The sequence below is a fragment of the Leifsonia sp. NPDC058292 genome (assembly GCF_042880955.1).
In the GTDB taxonomy this organism is placed as follows: domain Bacteria; phylum Actinomycetota; class Actinomycetes; order Actinomycetales; family Microbacteriaceae; genus Leifsonia.
The window spans coordinates 39,287-58,718 of record NZ_JBHVYL010000014.1; the positions used below are offsets into that span (position 1 = coordinate 39,287).

Sequence of the window (19,432 nt, forward strand, 5' to 3'; positions counted from 1 at the left end):
CGAAGTCGACCGCTCAGCGCGAGCCGAGCTCCTCGGCCACCAGGAAAGCGAGTTCGAGCGACTGCATGTGGTTGAGGCGCGGGTCGCAGAGCGACTCGTAGCGGGTGGCCAGGGTGGCCTCGTCGATGTGCTCGGAGCCGCCGAGGCACTCTGTGACGTCGTCGCCGGTGAGCTCGATGTGGATGCCGCCCGGGTGCGTGCCCGCGGCGCGGTGCGCCTCGAAGAAGCCCTTGACCTCGTCGACGACGTCGTCGAACCGACGGGTCTTGTAGCCGGTCGGGGTGGTGAGCCCGTTGCCGTGCATCGGGTCGGTGACCCAGAGCGGCTTCGCGTCGCTGGCTTTGATGGCCTCGAGCAGCGGCGGAAGCGCATCCCGCACCTTGCCCGCTCCCATGCGCGTGATGAAGGTGAGACGACCCGGCTCGCGATTCGGGTCGAGCTTGTCCACCAGCTGCAGCATCGTCTCGGGCGTCGTCGTCGGACCGAGCTTGACGCCGATCGGGTTGCGGACGCGGGAGAGGAAGTCGACGTGGGCGCCGTCGAGGTCGCGGGTGCGCTCCCCGATCCACACGAAGTGCGCCGACGTGTCGTACGGCGTTCCGGTGCGCGAGTCGATGCGCGTCATCGGGCGCTCGTAGTCCATGAGCAAGCCCTCGTGGCTGGAGTAGAACTCCACACGCTTCAGCTCGTCGAAATCGGCTCCCGCCGCCTCCATGAACTTGATGGCCCTGTCGATCTCACGCGCGAGACCTTCGTAGCGCTGGTTGGCCGGGTTCGCGGCGAAGCCGCGATTCCAGCTGTGCACCTGTCGCAGATCGGCGAAGCCACCCTGCGTGAACGCGCGGATGAGGTTCAGCGTCGAGGCCGCGGTGTGGTACCCCTGCACCAGGCGGCGCGGGTCGGCCTGACGGGATTCGGGGGTGAAGTCGTAGCCGTTGACGATGTCGCCGCGGTAGGCGGGCAGCGTCACTCCCCCACGGGTCTCCGTGTCGCTGGAGCGCGGCTTGGCGAACTGGCCGGCCATGCGCCCCATCTTGATGACGGGCATGGACGCACCGTAGGTGAGCACCACGGCCATCTGCAGCACGGTCTTGACCCGGTTGCGGATCTGGTCGGCGGTGGCGCCGGCGAACGTCTCGGCGCAGTCGCCGCCCTGGAGGAGGAAGGCCTTGCCGTCCGCGGCGCGGGCCAGGCGCTCGCGCAACTGGTCGACCTCACCCGCGAACACGAGGGGAGGCAGCGTGGCGATCTCGGCGGACGCGGCCGCGGCGGCGTCGGCATCCGGCCACTGCGGCTGCTGCTTCACCTCGAGGGTGCGCCAATAGTCCAGCCCTGCAATCACAGACTCGTCAGCCTTCACGACGGGATCAGTGGTGTCTAGCACAGGACTTCCGCTCAGTTCAGGGCGCATCGATCTTCATCGCACGCCGGTGGGGTCACCCGGCGGCCGAGGTGGCGCGAGCCGGATATCTGAGCCTACCGTGAAAGCGAAGTGCGCTTCTCTTTCACACTGCTGGCGTACACGTCGTCGTATTCCTGCTCGCCGAGCGCGTGCAGCGAGTACATGATCTCGTCGGTGACGGAGCGGAGGATGAAGCGGTCGCCCTCCATGCCGCGGAAGCGGCTGAAGTCGAGGGGCTCGCCGATGACGATGCCGATGCGGCCGACCTTGGGCAGCCGGGTTCCGATGGGCATGATCTTCTCGGTGTCGACCATCGCGACAGGCACGACGGGCACCTCGCCCTCCAGGATCATCCGTGCGACGCCCGTGCGGCCGCGGTAGAGCTTGCCGTCGGGGCTGCGCGTGCCCTCCGGGTAGATGCCGAGGATCTCGCCGCGTGCCAGCACCGCGAGGCCCGTGTTGAGCGAGTCCTCCGACGCCTTGCCCCCGGAACGGTCGATCGGGATCTGGCCCGTCGCCCGCATGAACGACTTGGTCGCCCAGCCCTTGAAGCCCTTCCGCGTGAAGTAGTCGCTCTTGGCCAGGAAGGACACGTGCCTGTCGACCACGAGCGGCAGGAAGACCGAGTCGATGAACGACAGGTGGTTGCTGGCGAGGATGACGGCGCCGTTGGCCGGCACGTTCTCGAGACCGATGACCCACGGCCGGAAGATGCTCTTGAGCAGGGGACCTGCGACGAGGTGCTTCATCAGCCAATAGAACACCGGCTCAGCCTAACGCCCTGTCGCGTGCAGGCGGGCGAGGTCGGCGGCGCCCACCGCTCCCGCGTCGTTGACGAGTTCGGCGATCTTGAACTCGGGCTCCGGGTGGAAGCCCCGCGCGGGAAGGTTCTCGAAGTACGCCAGACGGATGGGCTCCAGCAACTGCTCGCCCGCCTGGGCCACTCCGCCGCCGAACACGAACACCTGCGGGTCGAGGATGGCGCCGAGGCTCGCGCAGGCCTGGCCGAGCCAGTCGCCGAGCTGGCGGAGGGCGGCCAGCGCCCCGGCGTCACCCGCCACGATGAGGTCGCTGATGTCTGCCCCGGTCAGCGAGCCGGTGCGCGCGCGTACGTCGGCGAGCGACTGCCCGATGCCGCCGGCGTCGGCGAGCTCGTTGGCCATCCGCTGCAAGGCACGGCCGGAGCCGTACTGCTCGATGCAGCCGTGGGCACCGCATCCGCAGGGCAGTCCGCCCGGCACGACCCGCATGTGGCCGAGCTCGGCGCCCGCGCCGAAACCACCGCGGAAGAGGCGGTCGTTGCTGACGATGGCGCCGCCGACACCTGTTCCGATGGTGAGGATGACCATGTCGCTCACGAGGCGCCCGGCGCCGTAGCGGAACTCGGCCCAGCCCGCGGCGTTGGCGTCGTTCTCGATGATGATCGGAAGATCGACGCGCTTCTCGAGCTTCTCGCGCAGCGGTTCGTGACGCCAGGCGATGTTGGGCGAGTAGTACACGGTCGACTGTGCTGCGTCGAAGAACCCTGCTGCGGCGACGCCGGCCCCGGCGATCACCTCCGGTCCGTCGGCCAGACGCTCGATCATCGCGACGACGGCGTTCTCGATCTCGATCGGCTCGGTCGCCTCCGTCGGAACGCGATCTTCGCGCACGATGACGCCGAATTCGTCGACGACCGCCCCCGCGATCTTGGTTCCGCCGATGTCGATACCGATCGCGTGCACAGGCAGCAGCCTTTCTCAGAAGTTTGTGGGAGTGACGGTGGAGTCGACGCGGGCAGAGGACTCACATCCGCACCATCTAGAGTGTAGTTACCCAGTTCGGCGAAGGCCATTCTGGGGTCTGACCCGCCCTACCGGTACCGAGGGAGTTACCGTGAAACAGTTCGACACACCGCCGCTCGTCACCGCCGATCCGACGGCGAACGCCACCGATCTCCTGGTCGCCCGCGTCGCCGCGACGCCCGATGCGCCCCTGTTCGCCGTGCCGGAGGGCGCCGGCTGGCGCGACATCTCCGCCGCCGAGTTCCACCGCCAGGTGATCGCGCTCGCGAAGGGCCTCGTCGCCGCCGGGATCCAGCCGGGCGACAAGATCGGCCTGATGTGCAAGACACGCTACGAGTGGACGCTCATCGACTTCGCGACCTGGTTCGCCGGGGCCGTTCTCGTTCCCGTTTATGAGACGTCGTCGCCGCACCAGGTGCAGTGGAACATGACCGACTCCGAGGCCGTCGCCATCATCCTCGAGACGCCCGAGATGTTCGCCCGTTTCGACGAGGTGCACGCAGACCTCCCGCTCATCGCCGACGTCTGGCAGCTCCACCTCGGCGATCTGGACAAGCTCGTGGCAGCGGGCGCCGGCGTTCCCGACGAGGAGATCGAGCGTCGCCGCAACCTGGCGAACGCCGACGACATCGGCACGCTCATCTACACCTCCGGCTCGACCGGCAAGCCCAAGGGATGCGTGCTGACCCACGCGAACTTCGTGGAGCTCTCACGCAACTCGGCCGACGCCCTCAGCGAGGTCGTGCAGCAGCCGGGCGGCGCATCCACCCTCCTCTTCATCACCACCGCCCATATATTCGCGCGCTTCATCGCCGTGCTGTGCGTCACCGGCGGCGTCAAGGTCGGCCACCAGGCGGACACGAAGCAGCTGCTGCCGGCGCTCGCGAGCTTCAAACCGACGTTCCTGCTCGCCGTTCCGCGCGTGTTCGAGAAGGTCTACAACTCGGCGGAGCAGAAGGCGGAGGCCGGCGGCAAGGGCAAGATCTTCCGCAAGGCAGCCGAGACGGCCGTCGAGTACTCGAAGGCCGTCGAGGCCGGTTCGGTGCCGTTCGGCCTGCGACTGAAGTTCGCCGTGTTCGACCGACTGGTGTTCAGCAAGCTGCGCGCCGCGATGGGCGGACGCATCAAGTACGCCGTCTCGGGCTCGGCCCCGCTCGGCTCGCACCTCGGGCACTTCTTCCACAGCCTCGGCATCAAGATCCTCGAGGGATACGGGCTCACCGAGACCACCGCGCCCGCCACCGTGAACCTGCCCGACAAGTTCAAGATCGGCACGGTCGGCCCCGCGCTCCCCGGCGTCTCACTCCGGCTCGCCGACGACAACGAGATCGAAGTCAAGGGCATCAACGTCTTCAAGGAGTACTGGAAGAACCCGGAGGCGACCGCCGCCGCGTTCGACGACGGCTGGTTCCGCACCGGCGACCTGGGCAGCTTCGACGACGACGGCTTCTTGACGATCACCGGTCGCAAGAAGGAGATCATCGTCACCGCCGGAGGCAAGAACGTCTCCCCCGCGGCGCTCGAAGACCCCATCCGGGCGAACCCGCTCGTCAGCCAGGTGGTCGTGGTCGGTGACCAGAAACCGTTCATCGCCGCACTCGTCACCCTCGACACCGAGATGCTGCCGACCTGGCTCGCCAACAATGGGGAGAACAAGGAGATGACGCTGGCCGAGGCATCGGTGAACCCGGCGGTCAACGCCGAGATCCAGCGGGCGGTCGACAACGCCAACACCCACGTGTCGCGTGCGGAGTCGATCCGCAAGTTCGTCATCCTGCCCACCGACCTCACCGAGGCCAGCGGTCACCTGACGCCGAAGCTCAGCATCAAGCGCAACGTCATCATGACCGACTTCGCCGACGTGGTCGACGGAATCTACAGCGGCGCACCGGCGACGCAGGGCATCTCACTCGCCCACTAGCGGCCGCTACGACGGCGCCGCTACACCTGGTCGCGCCACGAGTGCTCGGGTTCGTACCCGAGCACTCGGCGAGCCTTCGCGATCGAGAGCAGGGTGTCGTTCACTCCGAGCTCACCCTTGATCGGCACGCCCGGGAACACCTCTGCGACGAGCTCGGCGTTCGGCCGGGACATGACGGTGTCGGCGTTCGCGATGATGAACCGGTCGAACCCTGTCGTGTTCCACTCGAGTGCTCGGCGGATGGCCTGGGCTCCGTCGCGCGCGTCGATGTAGCCCCACAGATTCCACTTGCGCGCCCGCGCGTCTGCGTCGTAGGACGGGAACTGGGCGTAGTCCTCCGGGTACATGACGTTCGAGAAGCGCAGAGCGACGATCTTCAGCGTCGGATCCCAGCGCACCAGCTCGATCGCCATCTGCTCTTCGAGGTGCTTCACGAGCGAGTACGTGCTCTCCGGCCGTGCCGGGTACTCCTCGTCGACCGGAATGTAGGGCGGCGGCACATCGAACGGCAGCCCGAGCACGGTCTCGCTCGAGGCGTACACGATGTTGTTGATCCCGGCGCGCTGCGCGGCGTGGAACACGTTGTAGGTGACGCGGATGTTGTTGTGGAACGTCGCCATGTCGCTCAGGATGCCCGGCGCCGGGATCGCGGCGAGGTGCACGATCGCGTCGAACCCGGTGTGCTTGTCCTGCACGCCGAGGATCGCATCCAGCGTGTCGCCGAAATCGGTCAGGTCGACCTTCACGAACGACGGACCGCGCTCCCCTGCGACGTCGAGATTGATGACCTCGTTGCCCGCCGCTGCGAGTTCGCGCACGACCGTGCGCCCGAGCTTTCCTGATCCACCGGTGACCGCGATACGCATTCGGCCAGTCTAGTGAGGCGACGTGGCGAGACGGTGCCCTGATTCTGCCGGGCGGCGGTCTAGAACCAGTCGCTCTCGCGCACCTGCTTCATCGCCTCGCGCCGGCTCTCCTTGTCGAGCCTGTCGAGATAGAGCTTTCCGTCGAGGTGATCGGTCTCGTGCTGCAGAGCCTGCGCGAGCACTCCCGTTCCCGAGATCTCGATCTCGTTGCCGTCGAGATCGGTGCCGGTCACCCGGGCGAACGGATACCGTGCCGTCTTGAACCACAGCCCGGGCACCGACAGGCAGCCCTCGTCGACGAGCTCGGGTTCACCAGACACCTCGACGAGCACCGGGTTGATGACGTAGCCGACGTCGCCGTCGACGTTGTAGCTGAACGCGCGCAGGTTGACACCGATCTGCGGCGCCGCGACGCCGGCACGGCCGGGCGGGAGCACGCTGTCGACCAGATCTTCGACGAGTCCGCGCACGCCGTCGTCGACCTCGACGATCGGGTCGGACACCGTCTTCAGCACGGGGTCGCCGAACAGGCGGATCTGACGCTCGGTCACAGGTCTCTCCTCGAATGGTGCTGGGGGCGGCGGGGACGTGCGGCGATCAGCCGCGACTGGTCGGCAGGCCTTCGACGACGAGGGCGGCGAGGGTGCGGGCCGACTGCTTGGTGAGCGGCTTCAGGTCTTTGTACGACACCACCGACCCGGCGGCGAGCTGCGGGTCGTACGGGATGCGCACGACCTCCCGCACCCGCGAACGGAAGTGCGACTCGATCTCGTCGAGCTTCACGAGGTTCGTTCCCTGGGTGGCCGTGTTGAGGGCGACGATCGCGTTGCGCACCAGGTCGCCGTATCCGTTGGCCTCGAGCCAGGTCAGCGTCTCAGACGCGAGACGGGCTTCGTCGACGCTGCCGCCCGAGACGATCACGACCGAATCGGCGCGCTGCAGGGTCGCCCGCATGACGGAGTGCACGATGCCCGTGCCGCAGTCGGTGAGCACGATGGAATAGAACCGCGCCGTGAGATCGGCGACCACGTTGTAGTCGTTCTCGTCGAAGGCCTCGGAGAGGAGGGGGTCGGTGTCGGAGGCGAGGATGTCGAGCCGCGTCTCGTCGCGCGACACCAGCGCCGAGAAATCGGTGAAGCCGCCGATGCTCGGGGCCTTCTGCACCACATCCCGCACCGTGGCTCTGGTCTGCTTGGTGACGCGTTCGGCCAGCGTTCCCCGATCGGGGTTCGCGTCGATCGCCACGATGCGGTCTTCGCGGGCGTCTGCCAACGCCATGCCGAGCAGAGTGGTGACCGTGGTCTTGCCGACGCCGCCCTTGCGCGTCAGCACCGGCACGAAGCGGGTTCCGCCCTCGAACTGCTTCTGGATGCGGTGGTCGAGCTCTTTGCGTGCGCGCACCTTGGCGGAGTCGCCGAGGTTCACCATGTGGAAGGTGATGCCGTACACGAAACGCTGCCAACCGCCTTCGGGGCCGGGGCGCGTCTTGCGGTTCACCGCGAGGAGCCTGTCGGCGGTGAGCATCGCCGCGGGCTCCGGCTGTTGCGAGTGCTCGCCGCGGAGCCGGTCGCGCCGCGACTGATTGAACGCGTCGGTGCCGGGGAGGGGTGGGATCTCCGCTGCCGCATCGGGCTGCGTCGATGTCGGGCCCGTCGCCAGACGCGACGCGACGATGGCGACCGACATGGTCGACGGCTCGGTCGGGGATGCGACGAAGCCCGGGTCCACCGGCACGTCGTCGATGGCGACGGCGATCTCGTCGTCCGGGGCCTCGGGTGCGGGCGCCGGCGGCAGGTCGACGACGATGCTGAGGTTCTCGGGAACCGAGATCGTCAGATCGCTCGACGTCGCGGCGAGCTCGTCGCCAGGCTCGCTCGCGCGACCCTTCTCAGGCTTGTCAGCCACGGATTCTGTCTCCTTCTGCCACTGGTGAAAGCGACTGGGACAGTTTAGCGGCCCCCGCCGACCCGCCCGCCTTCGCGCCCGCTATGCGGGTGTGACGACCACGAGCAGGTCGCCCGCGTCGACCTGCTGGGTCTTCGGGATGGCGAGCCGCTCGACGACACCGGCGATGGGGGCGGTGATGGCCGCCTCCATCTTCATGGCCTCGATCGATGCGACCGACTGCCCGGCCGCCACGGTGTCTCCGACCGCGACCTGCAGCGTCACGACACCCGAGAAGGGCGCCGCGACGTGACCGGGCTTCGCCGTGTCGGCCTTCTCGGCCGCCTTGGTCTCGACGGTGATGCCGCGGTCGCGCACGAACACCGGCCGCAACTGGCCGTTGAGCGTGGTCATGACCGTGCGCATCCCCTTCTCGTCCGCCTCGCCGATGGCCTCGAGGCCGACGTAGAGGCGCACGCCCTTGCTGAACTCGATGACGTGCTCCGAGCCCTGCTTGAGGCCGTAGAGATAGTCGAGCGAGTCGACGACGGACAGGTCGCCGAACAACTCGCGGATCTGCTCGTATGTGCGCGTGGGCGCGGGGAAGAGCAGCCGGTTGAGAGTCGTACGGCGCTCGGTGCTCGACCCTTCGAGCGCGGCGGCATCGTCGGCCGAGATGTCTTCCACCCCGACCTTGACCGTCTTGCCCGCGAGCACCTTGGTGCGGAACGGCTCCGGCCATCCGCCCGGCAGCTCGCCCAGCTCGCCGGCCATGAAGCCGACCACCGAGTCGGGGATGTCGTAGTTCTGCGGGTTCTCGGCGAAGTCGTCCGGGTCGGCCTTCACGGCCGCCAGGTGCAGAGCGAGGTCGCCGACGACCTTGGACGACGGCGTCACCTTCGGGATGCGGCCCAGGATGCGGTTCGCGGCCGCATACATGTCCTCCACCAGCTCGAAGTCCTCCGCCAGGCCGAGCGCCTTCGCCTGCTGACGCAGGTTGGAGAGCTGACCGCCGGGGATCTCGTGCTTGTACACGCGCCCGGTCGGGCCGGGAAGACCCGACTCGAACGGCTTGTAGACGTGGCGCACGGCCTCCCAGTACGGTTCGAGGTCTTCGACCGCGGTGAGCGAGATGCCGGTGTCGCGCTCGGTGTGGGCGAGGGCGGCGACGAGAGCGGATGCACTCGGCTGGCTGGTGGTGCCGGCCATCGGTGCGCTCGCCACATCCACCGCATCCGCGCCGGCACGTGCCGCCGCGAGCAGGGTCGCCAGCTGGCCGCCCGGAGTGTCGTGGGTGTGAACGTGCACGGGCAGGTCGAAGCGCTCGCGGAAAGCGCCCACCAGCTTCTCGGCGGCCGAAGGACGCAGGAGGCCGGCCATGTCTTTGATCGCGAGGATGTGCGCGCCCGACTCGACGATCTGCTCGGCGAGCCTCAGGTAGTAGTCGAGCGTGTAGAGGTCTTCGGCCGGGTCGAGCAGGTCGCCGGTGTAGCAGACGGCGACCTCGGCGACGGCGGTGCCGGTCGCGAGCACCGACTCGATGGCCGGGCGCATCTGCGAAACATCGTTGAGCGCGTCGAAGATGCGGAAGATGTCGACGCCGGTCGCCGCGGCCTCGCGCACGAAGGCGTCGGTCACCTGGGTCGGGTACGGCGTGTAGCCGACCGTGTTGCGACCGCGCAGCAGCATCTGGATGTTGATGTTCGGAAGGGCGCCACGCAGGGAGGCGAGACGCTCCCACGGGTCTTCACCGAGGAACCGCAGCGCCACGTCGTACGTCGCGCCGCCCCACGCCTCGACCGAGAACAGCTCGGGGGTCATGCGGGCAACGTACGGCGCCACGGCGAGCAGGTCCCTGGTGCGAACGCGGGTCGCGAGCAGCGACTGGTGGGCGTCGCGGAACGTGGTCTCGGTGACGGCCAGCGGCGTCTGCGCGCGGAGTGCCTCGGCGAAGCCCTTCGGGCCCAGCTCGAGGAGCCGCTGGCGCGAACCGGAGGGAGCCGGCGCGTTGAGGTCGATGTGCGGCAGCTTGTCCGTGGGCTCGGCCGTCTCCGGGCGCGCGCCGTTGGGCTGGTTGACCGTCACGTCCGCGAGCCAGTTGAGCACCTTCGTGCCGCGGTCTTTGGAGACGCGACCCTTGAAGAGCTCCGGGCGCTCCTCGATGAACGAGGTCGAGACGTCTCCGGCCATGAAGTCCGGATCGTCGAGCACGGCCTGCAGGAAGGGGATGTTGGTGGAGACGCCGCGCACTCGGAACTCGGCCAACGCGCGGCGTGCCCGCTGCACGGCGGAGGGGAAGTCACGCCCGCGGCAGATGAGCTTGGCGAGCATCGAGTCGAAGTGCGGGCTGATCTGCGATCCGGGGCTGATCGTGCCGCCGTCGAGGCGGATGCCGCCACCGCCCGGGGAACGGTAGGTGGTGATCTTCCCGGTGTCCGGGCGGAAGCCGGCGGTCGGGTCCTCGGTCGTGATGCGGCACTGCAGCGCCGCGCCGCGCACGTGCACGGTCTCCTGGCTGAGACCGAGGTCGGCCAGGGTCTCCCCCGCCGCGATGCGCATCTGCGACTGCACGAGGTCGACGTCGGTGATCTCTTCGGTGACCGTGTGCTCCACCTGGATGCGCGGGTTCATCTCGATGAACACGTGCTGTCCGGCGCGCTCGCCCGCGGTGTCGAGCAGGAACTCGACGGTGCCGGCGTTCACGTAGCCGATGGAGCGGGCGAACGCGACCGCATCCCGGAAGAGGGCCTGGCGGATGTCTTCGTCCAGGTTCGGCGCCGGCGCGATCTCGACGACCTTCTGGTGGCGCCGCTGCACCGAGCAGTCGCGCTCGAACAAGTGCATGGTGTTCCCTGCGCTGTCGGCGAGGATCTGCACCTCGATGTGACGGGGCCGCAGAACGGCCTGCTCCAGGAACATGGTCGGGTCGCCGAACGCGCTGTCCGCCTCCCGCATCGCCTCTTCGAGCGCCGGGCGCAACTCGGCCTTGGTGTTGACGCGACGCATCCCGCGCCCGCCGCCACCCGCGACCGCCTTGGCGAAGATCGGGAAGCCGATGCCGTCGGCTGCGGCGAGAAGCTCGTCGATGTCGCGCGACGGCGCGGAGGAGGCGAGCACCGGCACACCCGCGGCGATCGCGTGCTCCTTGGCCGTCACCTTGTTGCCTGCCATCTCGAGCACCTTCGAGTCCGGCCCGATGAACGTGATGCCGGCATCCCGGGCAGCCTCGGCCAGCTCCGGGTTCTCCGACAGGAAGCCGTAACCCGGGTAGATCGCGTCGGCGCCCGACTCGAGGGCGACCCGGATGATCTCCTTCACATCCAGGTAAGCGCGCACAGGATGACCGGGCTCGCCGATCTGGTACGCCTCGTCGGCCTTGAGCCGGTGCATCGAGTTGCGGTCCTCGTACGGGAACACGGCCACCGTCTGGGCACCCAGTTCATAGGCGGCGCGGAAAGCTCGGATGGCGATTTCACCGCGATTGGCAACGAGGATCTTACGGAACATTGGGACCTTTCGAGCAGGGGTCGGGGCCACACAGCAAACGGTTAGGTTCTCTAAGACTAGTGAAGGTAACGTAGTCGATTGTGCACGTACTCAGCGTTAGTTCTCTCAAAGGTGGTGTCGGTAAGACCACGGTGACGCTGGGGCTGGCTTCCGCAGCGTTCGCCAAAGGCCTCCGCACTCTCGTCGTCGACCTCGACCCGCAATCCGACGTCTCGACCGGCATGGACATCCAGGTCGCCGGTCACCTCAACGTGGCCGATGTGCTCGCCTCCCCGAAGGAGAAGATCGTCCGCGCGGCGATCGCTCCGAGCGGCTGGACGAAAGGCCGCACCAGCAAGATCGACGTGATGATCGGCAGCCCGTCGGCGATCAACTTCGACGGTCCGCACCCGAGCATCCGCGACATCTGGAAGCTCGAGGAGGCGCTCGCCAACGTCGAGCATGACTACGAACTCGTGCTCATCGACTGCGCTCCGTCGCTGAACGCACTCACCCGCACGGCGTGGGCTGCGAGCGATCGCGTCGCCGTCGTCACCGAGCCGGGACTGTTCTCGGTCGCCGCCGCCGACCGCGCGCTCCGTGCCATCGAGGAAATTCGCCGCGGACTCTCCCCTCGCCTGCAGCCGCTCGGCATCATCGTGAACCGCGCGCGCGTGCAATCGCTCGAGCACCAGTTCCGCATCAAAGAGCTGCGCGACATGTTCGGCCCTCTCGTGCTCTCCCCCCAGCTGCCGGAGCGCACCTCGCTGCAGCAGGCACAGGGCGCGGCGAAGCCGCTGCACGTCTGGCCGGGCGAGAGCGCACAGGAGATGGCGCACAACTTCGACATGCTGCTCGAGCGCGTTCTGCGTACGGCGCGGATCGGCGAATACGCCAACGCGTAACGGCGCCGGAGTTTTCTGCGGCAGCCTCGGCGTTTCGACCGGCTAGACGGAGATTTCGCGCGTGGGCGCGAAAAACACCGACGTCAGCACGCGAGTCTCGGCGGCGCCAGGCGGGTCAGGAGGCGCGGGTCGCGCGACGAGCGGCGAGCTCGTCCATGGGGTCTTCGGCCTGCGTGTTGAGCTCGACGAGGGAGGATTCGACCTCGCGGAGCACCTTGCCGACGGCGATGCCGAACACGCCCTGGCCACGGCTCACGAGGTCGATGACCTCGTCGTTCGAGGTGCAGAGGTAGACGCTCGCGCCGTCGCTCATCAGCGTGGTCTGCGCCAGGTCGTTGACGCCGGCCTCACGAAGCTGGTTGACCGCAGTGCGGATCTGCTGCAGCGAGATGCCCGTGTCGAGCAGGCGCTTGACGAGTTTGAGCACGAGGATGTCGCGGAAACCGTAGAGACGCTGCGACCCGGAGCCCGCTGCACCGCGAACGGTCGGCTCCACGAGCCCGGTGCGAGCCCAGTAGTCGAGCTGGCGGTAGCTGATGCCCGCCGCGCGGGCCGCGACAGCGCCGCGATACCCGCTCGAGTCGTCCATCTCGGGCAGACCATCGGTGAACAGCAGACCGAGATCGTACCGGGGCGCGTCGCTGTCGCGACTCAATTCACTCATGTGTTTGCCTCTCGCCCCATGGTCGTCGTGCGCACGTTCGACGGCGCATGCTCCACGGTACCCATGCCGGGGGTCGCGGGCAATGACATTCGCCCTTTCGGGGTCGGCGTGTCGAGGAGGTCGGGTGTCGTCACGGCTGGATGCGCGACAGAGCCGACCGGATGATGCTGGAGCGCACCACGTCGAGCTGCCCCGAGATCTCGCGCGCCAGTTCGGCGGTCTTCGCTCGGCTGGACACGTCGTTGCGCCGTGCGACAGGCGTCAAGGCGGTCTCGATGAGTCCGAGTTCGCGCTCCGCGGCGGCCCGGAAACCGCGCAGATGGCGCGGCTCGATACCGTTGCGCTGCAACTCCACGAGCGCTTTGAGCACCGCGAGCGATTCTTCGCCGTACACCTCCGCCGGCGCCAGCACGGACGCGGAGACCGCCTCTTGCAGCAGCTCGGGCGTCGCGCCGCACTCGCGCAGGAGTTCGCCTCGCTTGAAGCGGCGGCCGGTCGGGAGCATCGATCGCCCGCCCGGTGCTGCGCTGCCCGGCATGACGGGGTTCAGGCCCGCGTCGAGGTCGGTCAGATAGGCCTTGATCACCTTGAGCGGAAGGTAGTGGTCGCGCTGCATCCCCAGGATGATGCGCAGCCGCTCGAGGTCTGACGGCGAGAACTTGCGATAGCCCGACGCTGTGCGCGCAGGGGTGATCAGGCCGCGCTCCTCGAGGAAGCGCAGCTTCGACGACGAGAGATCGGGGAACTCGGGCGTCAGACGCGCGAGAACCTGTCCGATGCTCAGCAGAGCTGGGGAGGCCGCGGCTCCGGCTCGCGCCGTCTGCCGCGCCACTAGCTCTGCGCCGGAGCGGCGAGGTCGAAGCGGGAAGCGTAGAACGTCAGCCGGAACTTGCCGATCTGCACCTCGGCGGAGTCGGAGAGCAGGGCGCTCTCGATCCGGACCCCGTCGTAGTACGTGCCGTTCAGCGAACCGAGGTCGCGCACCTCGAACGCCGTTCCGCGCCGGATGAACTCGGCGTGACGCCGGGACACCGTCACGTCGTCGAGGAAGATCTCGGCGTCGGGATGGCGGCCTGCGCTCGTGACGTCGGCGTCGAGCAGGAAGCGCGCACCCGTGTTGGGGCCGCGCCTCACGACGAGCAACGCCGAGCCGGAGGGCAGGGCCGCGATGGCCTCCTGCTCTTCGGCCGAGATCTCGGGGTCGACGGGGTACATCTTCGACACGAACTCCTCGCCGAAGCGCGCCGTCGTGTCTTCGTTCCCCGCGGCTGAATTACGCAGGGGGTTGTTCGCGGCGTCGTTGTTCGCCGGACCATCGGGAAATGTCTCTTCAGGCACCGTCAACCTCCTTCTGATCCAGCGTATCCGATCGACCGGGCCTGTCGTCGGCCGGAAGACGGATTACGCGAGCGGTTTCTCCGATATAGACAAATCCTGCCCACCAATAGAGGAACGCACCCCAGAGCGCGAACGCCCAGCCGAGCGGCAGGGAGAACGGCGCGAAAACGCCGAAGGCCTCCCCGAGCATGAGCAGCGGGAGCGCCCAGAACAGGCAGAACGTGGCGACTTTGCCCAGGTGATGCACGGGCAGCGGACCGTAGCCGTGGTTCGCGAGGATGATGCCGAGAACCGCGAGCATCACATCCCTCGCCACGATCAGAGCGACGAGCCACCACGGGATGACCTCTCGCCAGGCCAGGCCGATGAGCGCGGCGAAGATGTAGAGCCGGTCGGCGGCCGGGTCGAGCAGCTGCCCGAGCCTCGACACCTGGTCGAGTCGGCGGGCGAGGTAGCCGTCGAGGAAATCGGTGATGCTCGACACGACGAGCACCAGCAGCGCCAGGGCGTCTTGGCCCGAGATCACGAAGGCCAGGAACACCGGCACCAGCGCGAGCCGGAAGAAGCTGAGGATGTTCGGGATCGTCAGGACACGCGAACTGACCTCGCGCGCACCGATTCCATCCACGGGAAACGAGTCTAGTGACCTCTCGCCATGCCTAGGATGAGCACGTGGAGCCTTTCATCGTCTGTCTGTGGATCCTTGCCGGCATCTGCGTGGTCACCTGGGTGCTGTCCCTGATCACCGGTGAGCACTCGTGGGTCGACCGCATCTGGTCGGTCATCCCGCTCGCTTACGTCTGGGTCTTCGCGGGCTTCGCCGGGCTGCAGGACGCCCGGCTGAACCTCATGGCCGTGCTCGTCACGCTGTGGGGCATCCGGCTCACCTTCAACTTCGCCCGCAAGGGCGGCTACGCCCCCGGCGGCGAGGACTACCGGTGGCAGTTCCTGCGCACCAAGATGTCGTCGTGGCAGTTCTGGCTGTTCAACCTCTTCTTCATCGTGATCTACCAGAACGTGCTGCTGTTCCTCATCACCCTTCCGGCCTGGGTCGCTTACGAGAACCAGGCTCCGCCGAACGGCCTGGACATCGTGCTCGCCGTCGTGTTCCTCGCGCTCCTGGTCGGCGAGACGGTCGCCGATCAGCAGCAGTGGAACTTCCACACCTGGAAGAAGGCCGAGGTCGCCGCCGGTCGCGAGCCGCAGCCACGGTTCCTGCAGTCGGGTCTCTTCCGGTTCTCACGCCACCCGAACTTCTTCTTCGAGCAGGCGCAGTGGTGGGTGCTCTTTCTGATCGGCTGCGTCGCCGCCGGGTCGATCCTGCAGTGGACTGTGATCGGCCCCCTGCTGCTCACCGGTCTCTTCATCGGCTCGACGGTCTTCACGGAGACGATCACGCTGTCGCGCTACCCCGAGTACGCCGGGTTCCAGCGGCGAACGTCGCCGATCATCCCGTGGTTCCCGCGCCGTCGTGGGGCGGAGCCGGCGACGGCGTCGCAGTAGCCGGCTGAGCCGACTCGCGAGCCGTTCGCCCGCCCGGCGGCGAGGAAAGCGTACCGTTGAGCGCATGTCGTGCATTCGGTTCAACACCCCTGCCCAGCGCCAGGCGATGCGTGAGCACAGGCCCGCGATGCTCACCGCAGAGGAGGCCGCGGCCCTGCATCCGTCGCCGCCGGTGACCGAGAGCAAGATCCGCCGGCTGCGACTGCTCGCCGGCGACCCGAATCCGAAGATCCGCGAGAGCGTCGCGAGCAGCTACAACGCCCCTGACGACGTGTTCGAGGCGCTCGCCCGCGACAAGGACGCCGGAGTGCGCGGCTGCGTCGCCAAGAACGAGGCGACCCCGTGCGACATCCTGCGGATGCTGGCGGAAGATCCCTCTGAGACCGTGCGCGGTTGGGTGGCGGTCAACTATTTCGTTCCCGAGGATGTGATGGCCCGGCTCGCGAACGACAGGAGCAAGACCGTGCGCAGCCTGGTGAAGTGGAAGTCCCAGCTCGCCGAAGTCGGCTGACCGTGCCGGGCGATTCCGTGCGGGTCGATTCGTGGGTGTGGGCCGTTCGCCTGTACAAGACGCGCTCGGCTGCCGCGACGGACTGCAAAGGCGGCCACGTGCGTGTCAACGGCGAGAAGGCCAAGCCGTCGCAGGCCGTCCGGGTCGGCGACGAGGTGCGCGCCAGGGTCGGCGAGACCGAGCGCATCCTCATCGCGAAACGCCTCATCGTCAAACGCGTGAGTGCTGCCGTCGCCGCCGAGTGCTTCGACGACCTCACTCCTCCCCCGCCGCCGAAGGTGGAAGCGCCGTCGACGATCGTGCGCGAGCGCGGCGCCGGGCGGCCGACGAAGCGCGATCGCCGCATCATGGATCAGCTCCGGGGCCGCTGATGGCCCTTTCCCGTGTCGGCATCTCCGGCTGGACCTACCCGCCCTGGCGCGGCACCTTCTACCCGAAGGGGCTCGTTCACCGTCAGGAGCTGGCCTTCGCCGCCGAACGTCTCGACTCGATCGAGATCAACGGCAGCTTCTACTCTCTGCAGCGACCGAGCAGCTATCGCCGCTGGGCGGAGGAGACACCGGACGACTTCGTCTTCGCGGTGAAGGGCGGCCGCTACATCACCCACATCCTCAGGCTGCGCAACACCAGGGAGGCGCTCGCCAACTTCTTCGCTTCGGGGGTGTTCGGGCTGGGCCCGAAGCTCGGGCCCCTGCTCTGGCAGGTGCCGCCGACCCTGCAGTTCGACGAGGACGAGGTGCGCGCCTTCCTCGCCTCGCTCCCCCGGACGACGTCGGCGGCCGCCGCCCTCGCCGCCGAGTCGACCCTCGACGAAGACAGACGGCTGCTCGAACCCGGGGAGGACAGACCCCTGCGCCACGCGGTCGAGGTGCGCCATGCGAGCTTCGAGGTCGCGGCGTTCGTCGAGCTCGCCCGCGAGCAGGATGTGGCGATCGTCGTCGCCGACACCGCCGGGCGCTACCCGGTCATCCGCGAGATCACGACCGACTTCATGTACGTGCGCCTCCACGGCGACGTCGAGCTGTATACGAGCGGATACACGCCGGAGGCGCTCGACCGCTGGGCCGCCGACGTGCGGGGCTGGCTCGACCGGGGTCTCGACGTCTACTCTTATTTCGACAACGACGCCAAAGTCCGCTCGCCCTACGACGCGATGGGGTTGCGCGAGCGACTCAGCGGCGCCGGCTCGGTCGGCAGCGACGAGCCCGATCAGTCCTGAAGCACGGAGAGGATGTTGCCCGACGGGTCGAGGAACCAGGCGATGTCGGGGCCGCGGTTCGCCGCCTTGCCGCGCAGGACGCCCTTCTCATCGGTGGGCAGGTTCGGGTCGTCGTAGATGTCGGTCTTGACCCCCTTGGTGTTGAGGTCGTCGACGGCGGCGTCGATGTCGTCGACCACCAGGTTGAGGATTGTGTACGTCGCGGGCTCGTGGTTCGCCTTCGGATAGATGAAGACGTGACTGCCCGATGGCAGCGCGAGGTCGAGGTTTCCCATCGGACCCTCGGTGATGTCGAGGCCGAGCGTGTCGCCGTAGAAGGCTTTGGCTGCCGGGATGTCGCTGACACTGAAACCGCTGAACACGTCGAGAGGGGTGACCATGCCTCTACTGTGCGCCCGCGCACGGCTCACTGTCTAGGGTCGCCCTGCCGCTAGACGAAACGGATGCTCTCGATCAGCCGGGTGCGCAACTCGAACGCGCGGTCGACGCTCTCGCGACCAGCGGCGCTCGCACCGTTGCAAAGCACCTGGGGCAGAACGGAACGCCTGACGAGCAACGCTCCTGAGAGGCGACCCCGCTCGATGCGATCGTAGGCGACCGCGAGTGCCTCGTCGGGCACGACGATGATCAGCCCGGTGAACTTCACGCCCACCTGGCGCGAGAACGTCTTGGCGTCGCGCAGGAGGTCGTGGAACGGCTCCTCGTCCGGGTCGACCGTCGCACCGACGATGTCTCCCTTGGCGAGTTTGACCTCGCCTCCCCAGTCGGCCGAGCGGATGGCGAACACGCCGGCCGGTCCGAGAACGACGTGGTCGAGTTTCGCGTCGGAACGCGGGTGCACCGAGACGTCGTTCCAGATCGTGAAGCCGATGCCGAGGCCGCTCACCGCGCGGGCCGTCGCCTCCTCCGCGAGCGCCGCCGCCAGCAGCATCCTGATCTCCCTCGGCGCCGAGCGCACCAGCGACGGTTCGTAAGGATCGTCGAGATCGGCTCCGCGGCCGACCCACTCGCGCATGAGGGTGAGGAACCGTTCCCGGGCCCGGCCGCCCGGATGGCCGTAGCTGCGGGCCCGCACCGTGCTGCCCCGGGACTGCGACCGGGTGGGGTGGAAGGTGGCGCTGAACCCGCTTCCGGTCTCGCCGCCGTCGGCCACTCCGGCGGAGTACGCGCCCTCGCCGCGGTCGAAGCGCGCCCGGTCGTTAGGGTCGCCGATCTGTTCCCAGGCGAGCTGCACGGCCTGGAATCGCGCAGCCGTGCCACCGGTGTCGGGATGCGTCTGGCGCAGCAGACGACGGTAGGCCCGCCGCAACTCGTCCTGCGACACCGTCGACGCCACCCCGAGCACCTCGTAAGGGCTCGGCGAGAGGGGACTGTCGCTCATCGCCGCGTTCGCCCTTCGAAGACTCTTCTGCTCGTGCCGTCTGACTGTTCCGGCCGGCTGCGCCGGCCCGCCTGTATCGACGATACCGTGCGGGGGCTGGGAGCCCGCTTGCCGCCGGCCGGGAGCATGCCGTGTCGGGGGCGGGTCGTAAGGTGAGTGCCATCCGACGAGAAAGGCACACCTCATGGCCATCACCGATTGGAAGATCGAGCTCATCATCCTGCCCGTCACCGACGTGGACAGGGCCAAGGCGTTCTACGTCGATCAGGTCGGGTTCATCGCCGATCACGACCAGACCGTGACCGAGTCCCTGCGTTTCGTTCAGCTCACGCCGCCGGGTTCGGCATGCTCGATCGCGTTCGGCATCGGCCTGACCGATATGGCTCCAGGCTCCCAGCGAGGGCTGCAGATCGTGATCCCGGATGCCGACGACGCCTACGCGCACCTGCGCGCCAACGGCGTGGAGGCGACCCCGGTCGACGAGCAGGCGTGGGGCCGGTTCGTCACCTTCGCCGACCCCGACGGCAACGTGTGGACGCTGCAGCAGTTGCCGCAACGCGACTGACGA

The 19,432-nt window shown here is 68.0% G+C and carries 20 protein-coding genes; 7 read left to right on the forward strand and 13 right to left on the reverse strand.

Translation table 11 applies throughout. The annotated features are described in order from the left end of the window. Positions 1-13: 13 nt before the first annotated feature. The 3 genes from ACFVWR_RS09840 to ACFVWR_RS09850 form a co-directional block, all read right to left on the reverse strand. On the reverse strand, positions 14-1,342 hold the full coding sequence (locus tag ACFVWR_RS09840; protein WP_387210608.1) for a class II 3-deoxy-7-phosphoheptulonate synthase: 1,329 nt from the start codon (positions 1,340-1,342) through the stop codon (positions 14-16). Positions 1,343-1,476: 134 nt separating this feature from the next. Beyond that, entirely contained in the window at positions 1,477-2,166 is a 690-nt protein-coding gene (locus ACFVWR_RS09845) for a lysophospholipid acyltransferase family protein (RefSeq protein WP_387210611.1), read from the reverse strand. A 9-nt stretch (positions 2,167-2,175) separates the two neighbouring features. Continuing rightward, the gene (locus ACFVWR_RS09850; protein WP_387210614.1) at positions 2,176-3,126 is read right to left on the reverse strand and encodes an ROK family glucokinase; all 951 of its coding nucleotides are present in this window, start codon (positions 3,124-3,126) and stop codon (positions 2,176-2,178) included. Positions 3,127-3,277: 151 nt separating this feature from the next. On the opposite strand from ACFVWR_RS09850, the gene ACFVWR_RS09855 reads away from it, so the two are divergent. Further along, entirely contained in the window at positions 3,278-5,107 is a 1,830-nt protein-coding gene (locus ACFVWR_RS09855; RefSeq protein WP_387210617.1) for an AMP-dependent synthetase/ligase, read from the forward strand. 20 nt (positions 5,108-5,127) lie between these two features. On the opposite strand, the gene ACFVWR_RS09860 is transcribed toward ACFVWR_RS09855, so the two are convergent. From ACFVWR_RS09860 to ACFVWR_RS09875, 4 genes are all read right to left on the reverse strand, one after another. Then, entirely contained in the window at positions 5,128-5,973 is an 846-nt protein-coding gene (locus ACFVWR_RS09860) for an NAD-dependent epimerase/dehydratase family protein (protein WP_387210620.1), read from the reverse strand. Between the two features lie 59 nt (positions 5,974-6,032). After that, entirely contained in the window at positions 6,033-6,524 is a 492-nt protein-coding gene (gene def / locus ACFVWR_RS09865; RefSeq protein ID WP_387210622.1) for a peptide deformylase, read from the reverse strand. Between the two features lie 46 nt (positions 6,525-6,570). Next, positions 6,571-7,878: an AAA family ATPase gene (locus ACFVWR_RS09870; RefSeq protein ID WP_387210625.1), complete on the reverse strand. Its 1,308-nt coding sequence runs from the start codon at positions 7,876-7,878 to the stop codon at positions 6,571-6,573. A gap of 81 nt (positions 7,879-7,959) precedes the next feature. Further along, on the reverse strand, positions 7,960-11,364 hold the full coding sequence (locus ACFVWR_RS09875) for a pyruvate carboxylase (RefSeq protein ID WP_387210628.1): 3,405 nt from the start codon (positions 11,362-11,364) through the stop codon (positions 7,960-7,962). Positions 11,365-11,444: 80 nt separating this feature from the next. On the opposite strand from ACFVWR_RS09875, the gene ACFVWR_RS09880 reads away from it, so the two are divergent. After that, positions 11,445-12,248: a ParA family protein gene (locus ACFVWR_RS09880; protein ID WP_387210632.1), complete on the forward strand. Its 804-nt coding sequence runs from the start codon at positions 11,445-11,447 to the stop codon at positions 12,246-12,248. 115 nt (positions 12,249-12,363) lie between these two features. Here the strand turns inward: ACFVWR_RS09880 and ACFVWR_RS09885 are convergent, their stop codons facing one another. The 4 genes from ACFVWR_RS09885 to ACFVWR_RS09900 form a co-directional block, all read right to left on the reverse strand. Then, entirely contained in the window at positions 12,364-12,912 is a 549-nt protein-coding gene (locus tag ACFVWR_RS09885; RefSeq protein ID WP_387210635.1) for a MerR family transcriptional regulator, read from the reverse strand. 130 nt (positions 12,913-13,042) lie between these two features. After that, positions 13,043-13,744 carry a MerR family transcriptional regulator gene (locus ACFVWR_RS09890; RefSeq protein WP_387210638.1) on the reverse strand — a complete coding sequence of 234 codons (702 nt, stop codon included), beginning with the start codon at positions 13,742-13,744 and terminating at the stop codon, positions 13,043-13,045. After that, positions 13,744-14,250 carry an FHA domain-containing protein gene (locus tag ACFVWR_RS09895; protein ID WP_387210641.1) on the reverse strand — a complete coding sequence of 169 codons (507 nt, stop codon included), beginning with the start codon at positions 14,248-14,250 and terminating at the stop codon, positions 13,744-13,746. The genes ACFVWR_RS09890 and ACFVWR_RS09895 overlap by 1 nt, the downstream gene beginning before the upstream one ends. Then, positions 14,243-14,878 carry a CDP-alcohol phosphatidyltransferase family protein gene (locus tag ACFVWR_RS09900; RefSeq protein ID WP_387210644.1) on the reverse strand — a complete coding sequence of 212 codons (636 nt, stop codon included), beginning with the start codon at positions 14,876-14,878 and terminating at the stop codon, positions 14,243-14,245. Before ACFVWR_RS09900 ends, ACFVWR_RS09895 begins: the two co-directional genes overlap by 8 nt. A gap of 44 nt (positions 14,879-14,922) precedes the next feature. Between ACFVWR_RS09900 and ACFVWR_RS09905 the strand changes: the two genes are divergently transcribed. From ACFVWR_RS09905 to ACFVWR_RS09920, 4 genes are all read left to right on the forward strand, one after another. Beyond that, the gene (locus tag ACFVWR_RS09905) at positions 14,923-15,753 is read left to right on the forward strand and encodes a DUF1295 domain-containing protein (protein ID WP_387210647.1); all 831 of its coding nucleotides are present in this window, start codon (positions 14,923-14,925) and stop codon (positions 15,751-15,753) included. 64 nt (positions 15,754-15,817) lie between these two features. Then, positions 15,818-16,264 carry a hypothetical protein gene (locus ACFVWR_RS09910; protein ID WP_387210651.1) on the forward strand — a complete coding sequence of 149 codons (447 nt, stop codon included), beginning with the start codon at positions 15,818-15,820 and terminating at the stop codon, positions 16,262-16,264. Beyond that, positions 16,261-16,635: an RNA-binding S4 domain-containing protein gene (locus ACFVWR_RS09915; protein ID WP_387210774.1), complete on the forward strand. Its 375-nt coding sequence runs from the start codon at positions 16,261-16,263 to the stop codon at positions 16,633-16,635. Before ACFVWR_RS09910 ends, ACFVWR_RS09915 begins: the two co-directional genes overlap by 4 nt. Continuing rightward, positions 16,635-17,483: a DUF72 domain-containing protein gene (locus ACFVWR_RS09920; RefSeq protein WP_387210654.1), complete on the forward strand. Its 849-nt coding sequence runs from the start codon at positions 16,635-16,637 to the stop codon at positions 17,481-17,483. The genes ACFVWR_RS09915 and ACFVWR_RS09920 overlap by 1 nt, the downstream gene beginning before the upstream one ends. Here ACFVWR_RS09920 and ACFVWR_RS09925 read toward each other — a convergent pair. Both ACFVWR_RS09925 and ACFVWR_RS09930 read right to left on the reverse strand, forming a co-directional pair. Beyond that, positions 17,474-17,863, reverse strand: a complete 390-nt coding sequence (locus ACFVWR_RS09925) for a VOC family protein (protein WP_387210657.1) — start codon at positions 17,861-17,863, stop codon at positions 17,474-17,476. The genes ACFVWR_RS09920 and ACFVWR_RS09925 overlap by 10 nt on opposite strands. A 50-nt stretch (positions 17,864-17,913) precedes the next feature. Beyond that, positions 17,914-18,864 (reverse strand): J domain-containing protein, encoded by a 951-nt coding sequence (locus ACFVWR_RS09930; RefSeq protein ID WP_387210660.1) that lies wholly within the window; start codon positions 18,862-18,864, stop codon positions 17,914-17,916. Positions 18,865-19,048: 184 nt separating this feature from the next. Between ACFVWR_RS09930 and ACFVWR_RS09935 the strand changes: the two genes are divergently transcribed. Further along, entirely contained in the window at positions 19,049-19,429 is a 381-nt protein-coding gene (locus ACFVWR_RS09935) for a VOC family protein (protein WP_387210663.1), read from the forward strand. Positions 19,430-19,432 lie beyond the last annotated feature (3 nt).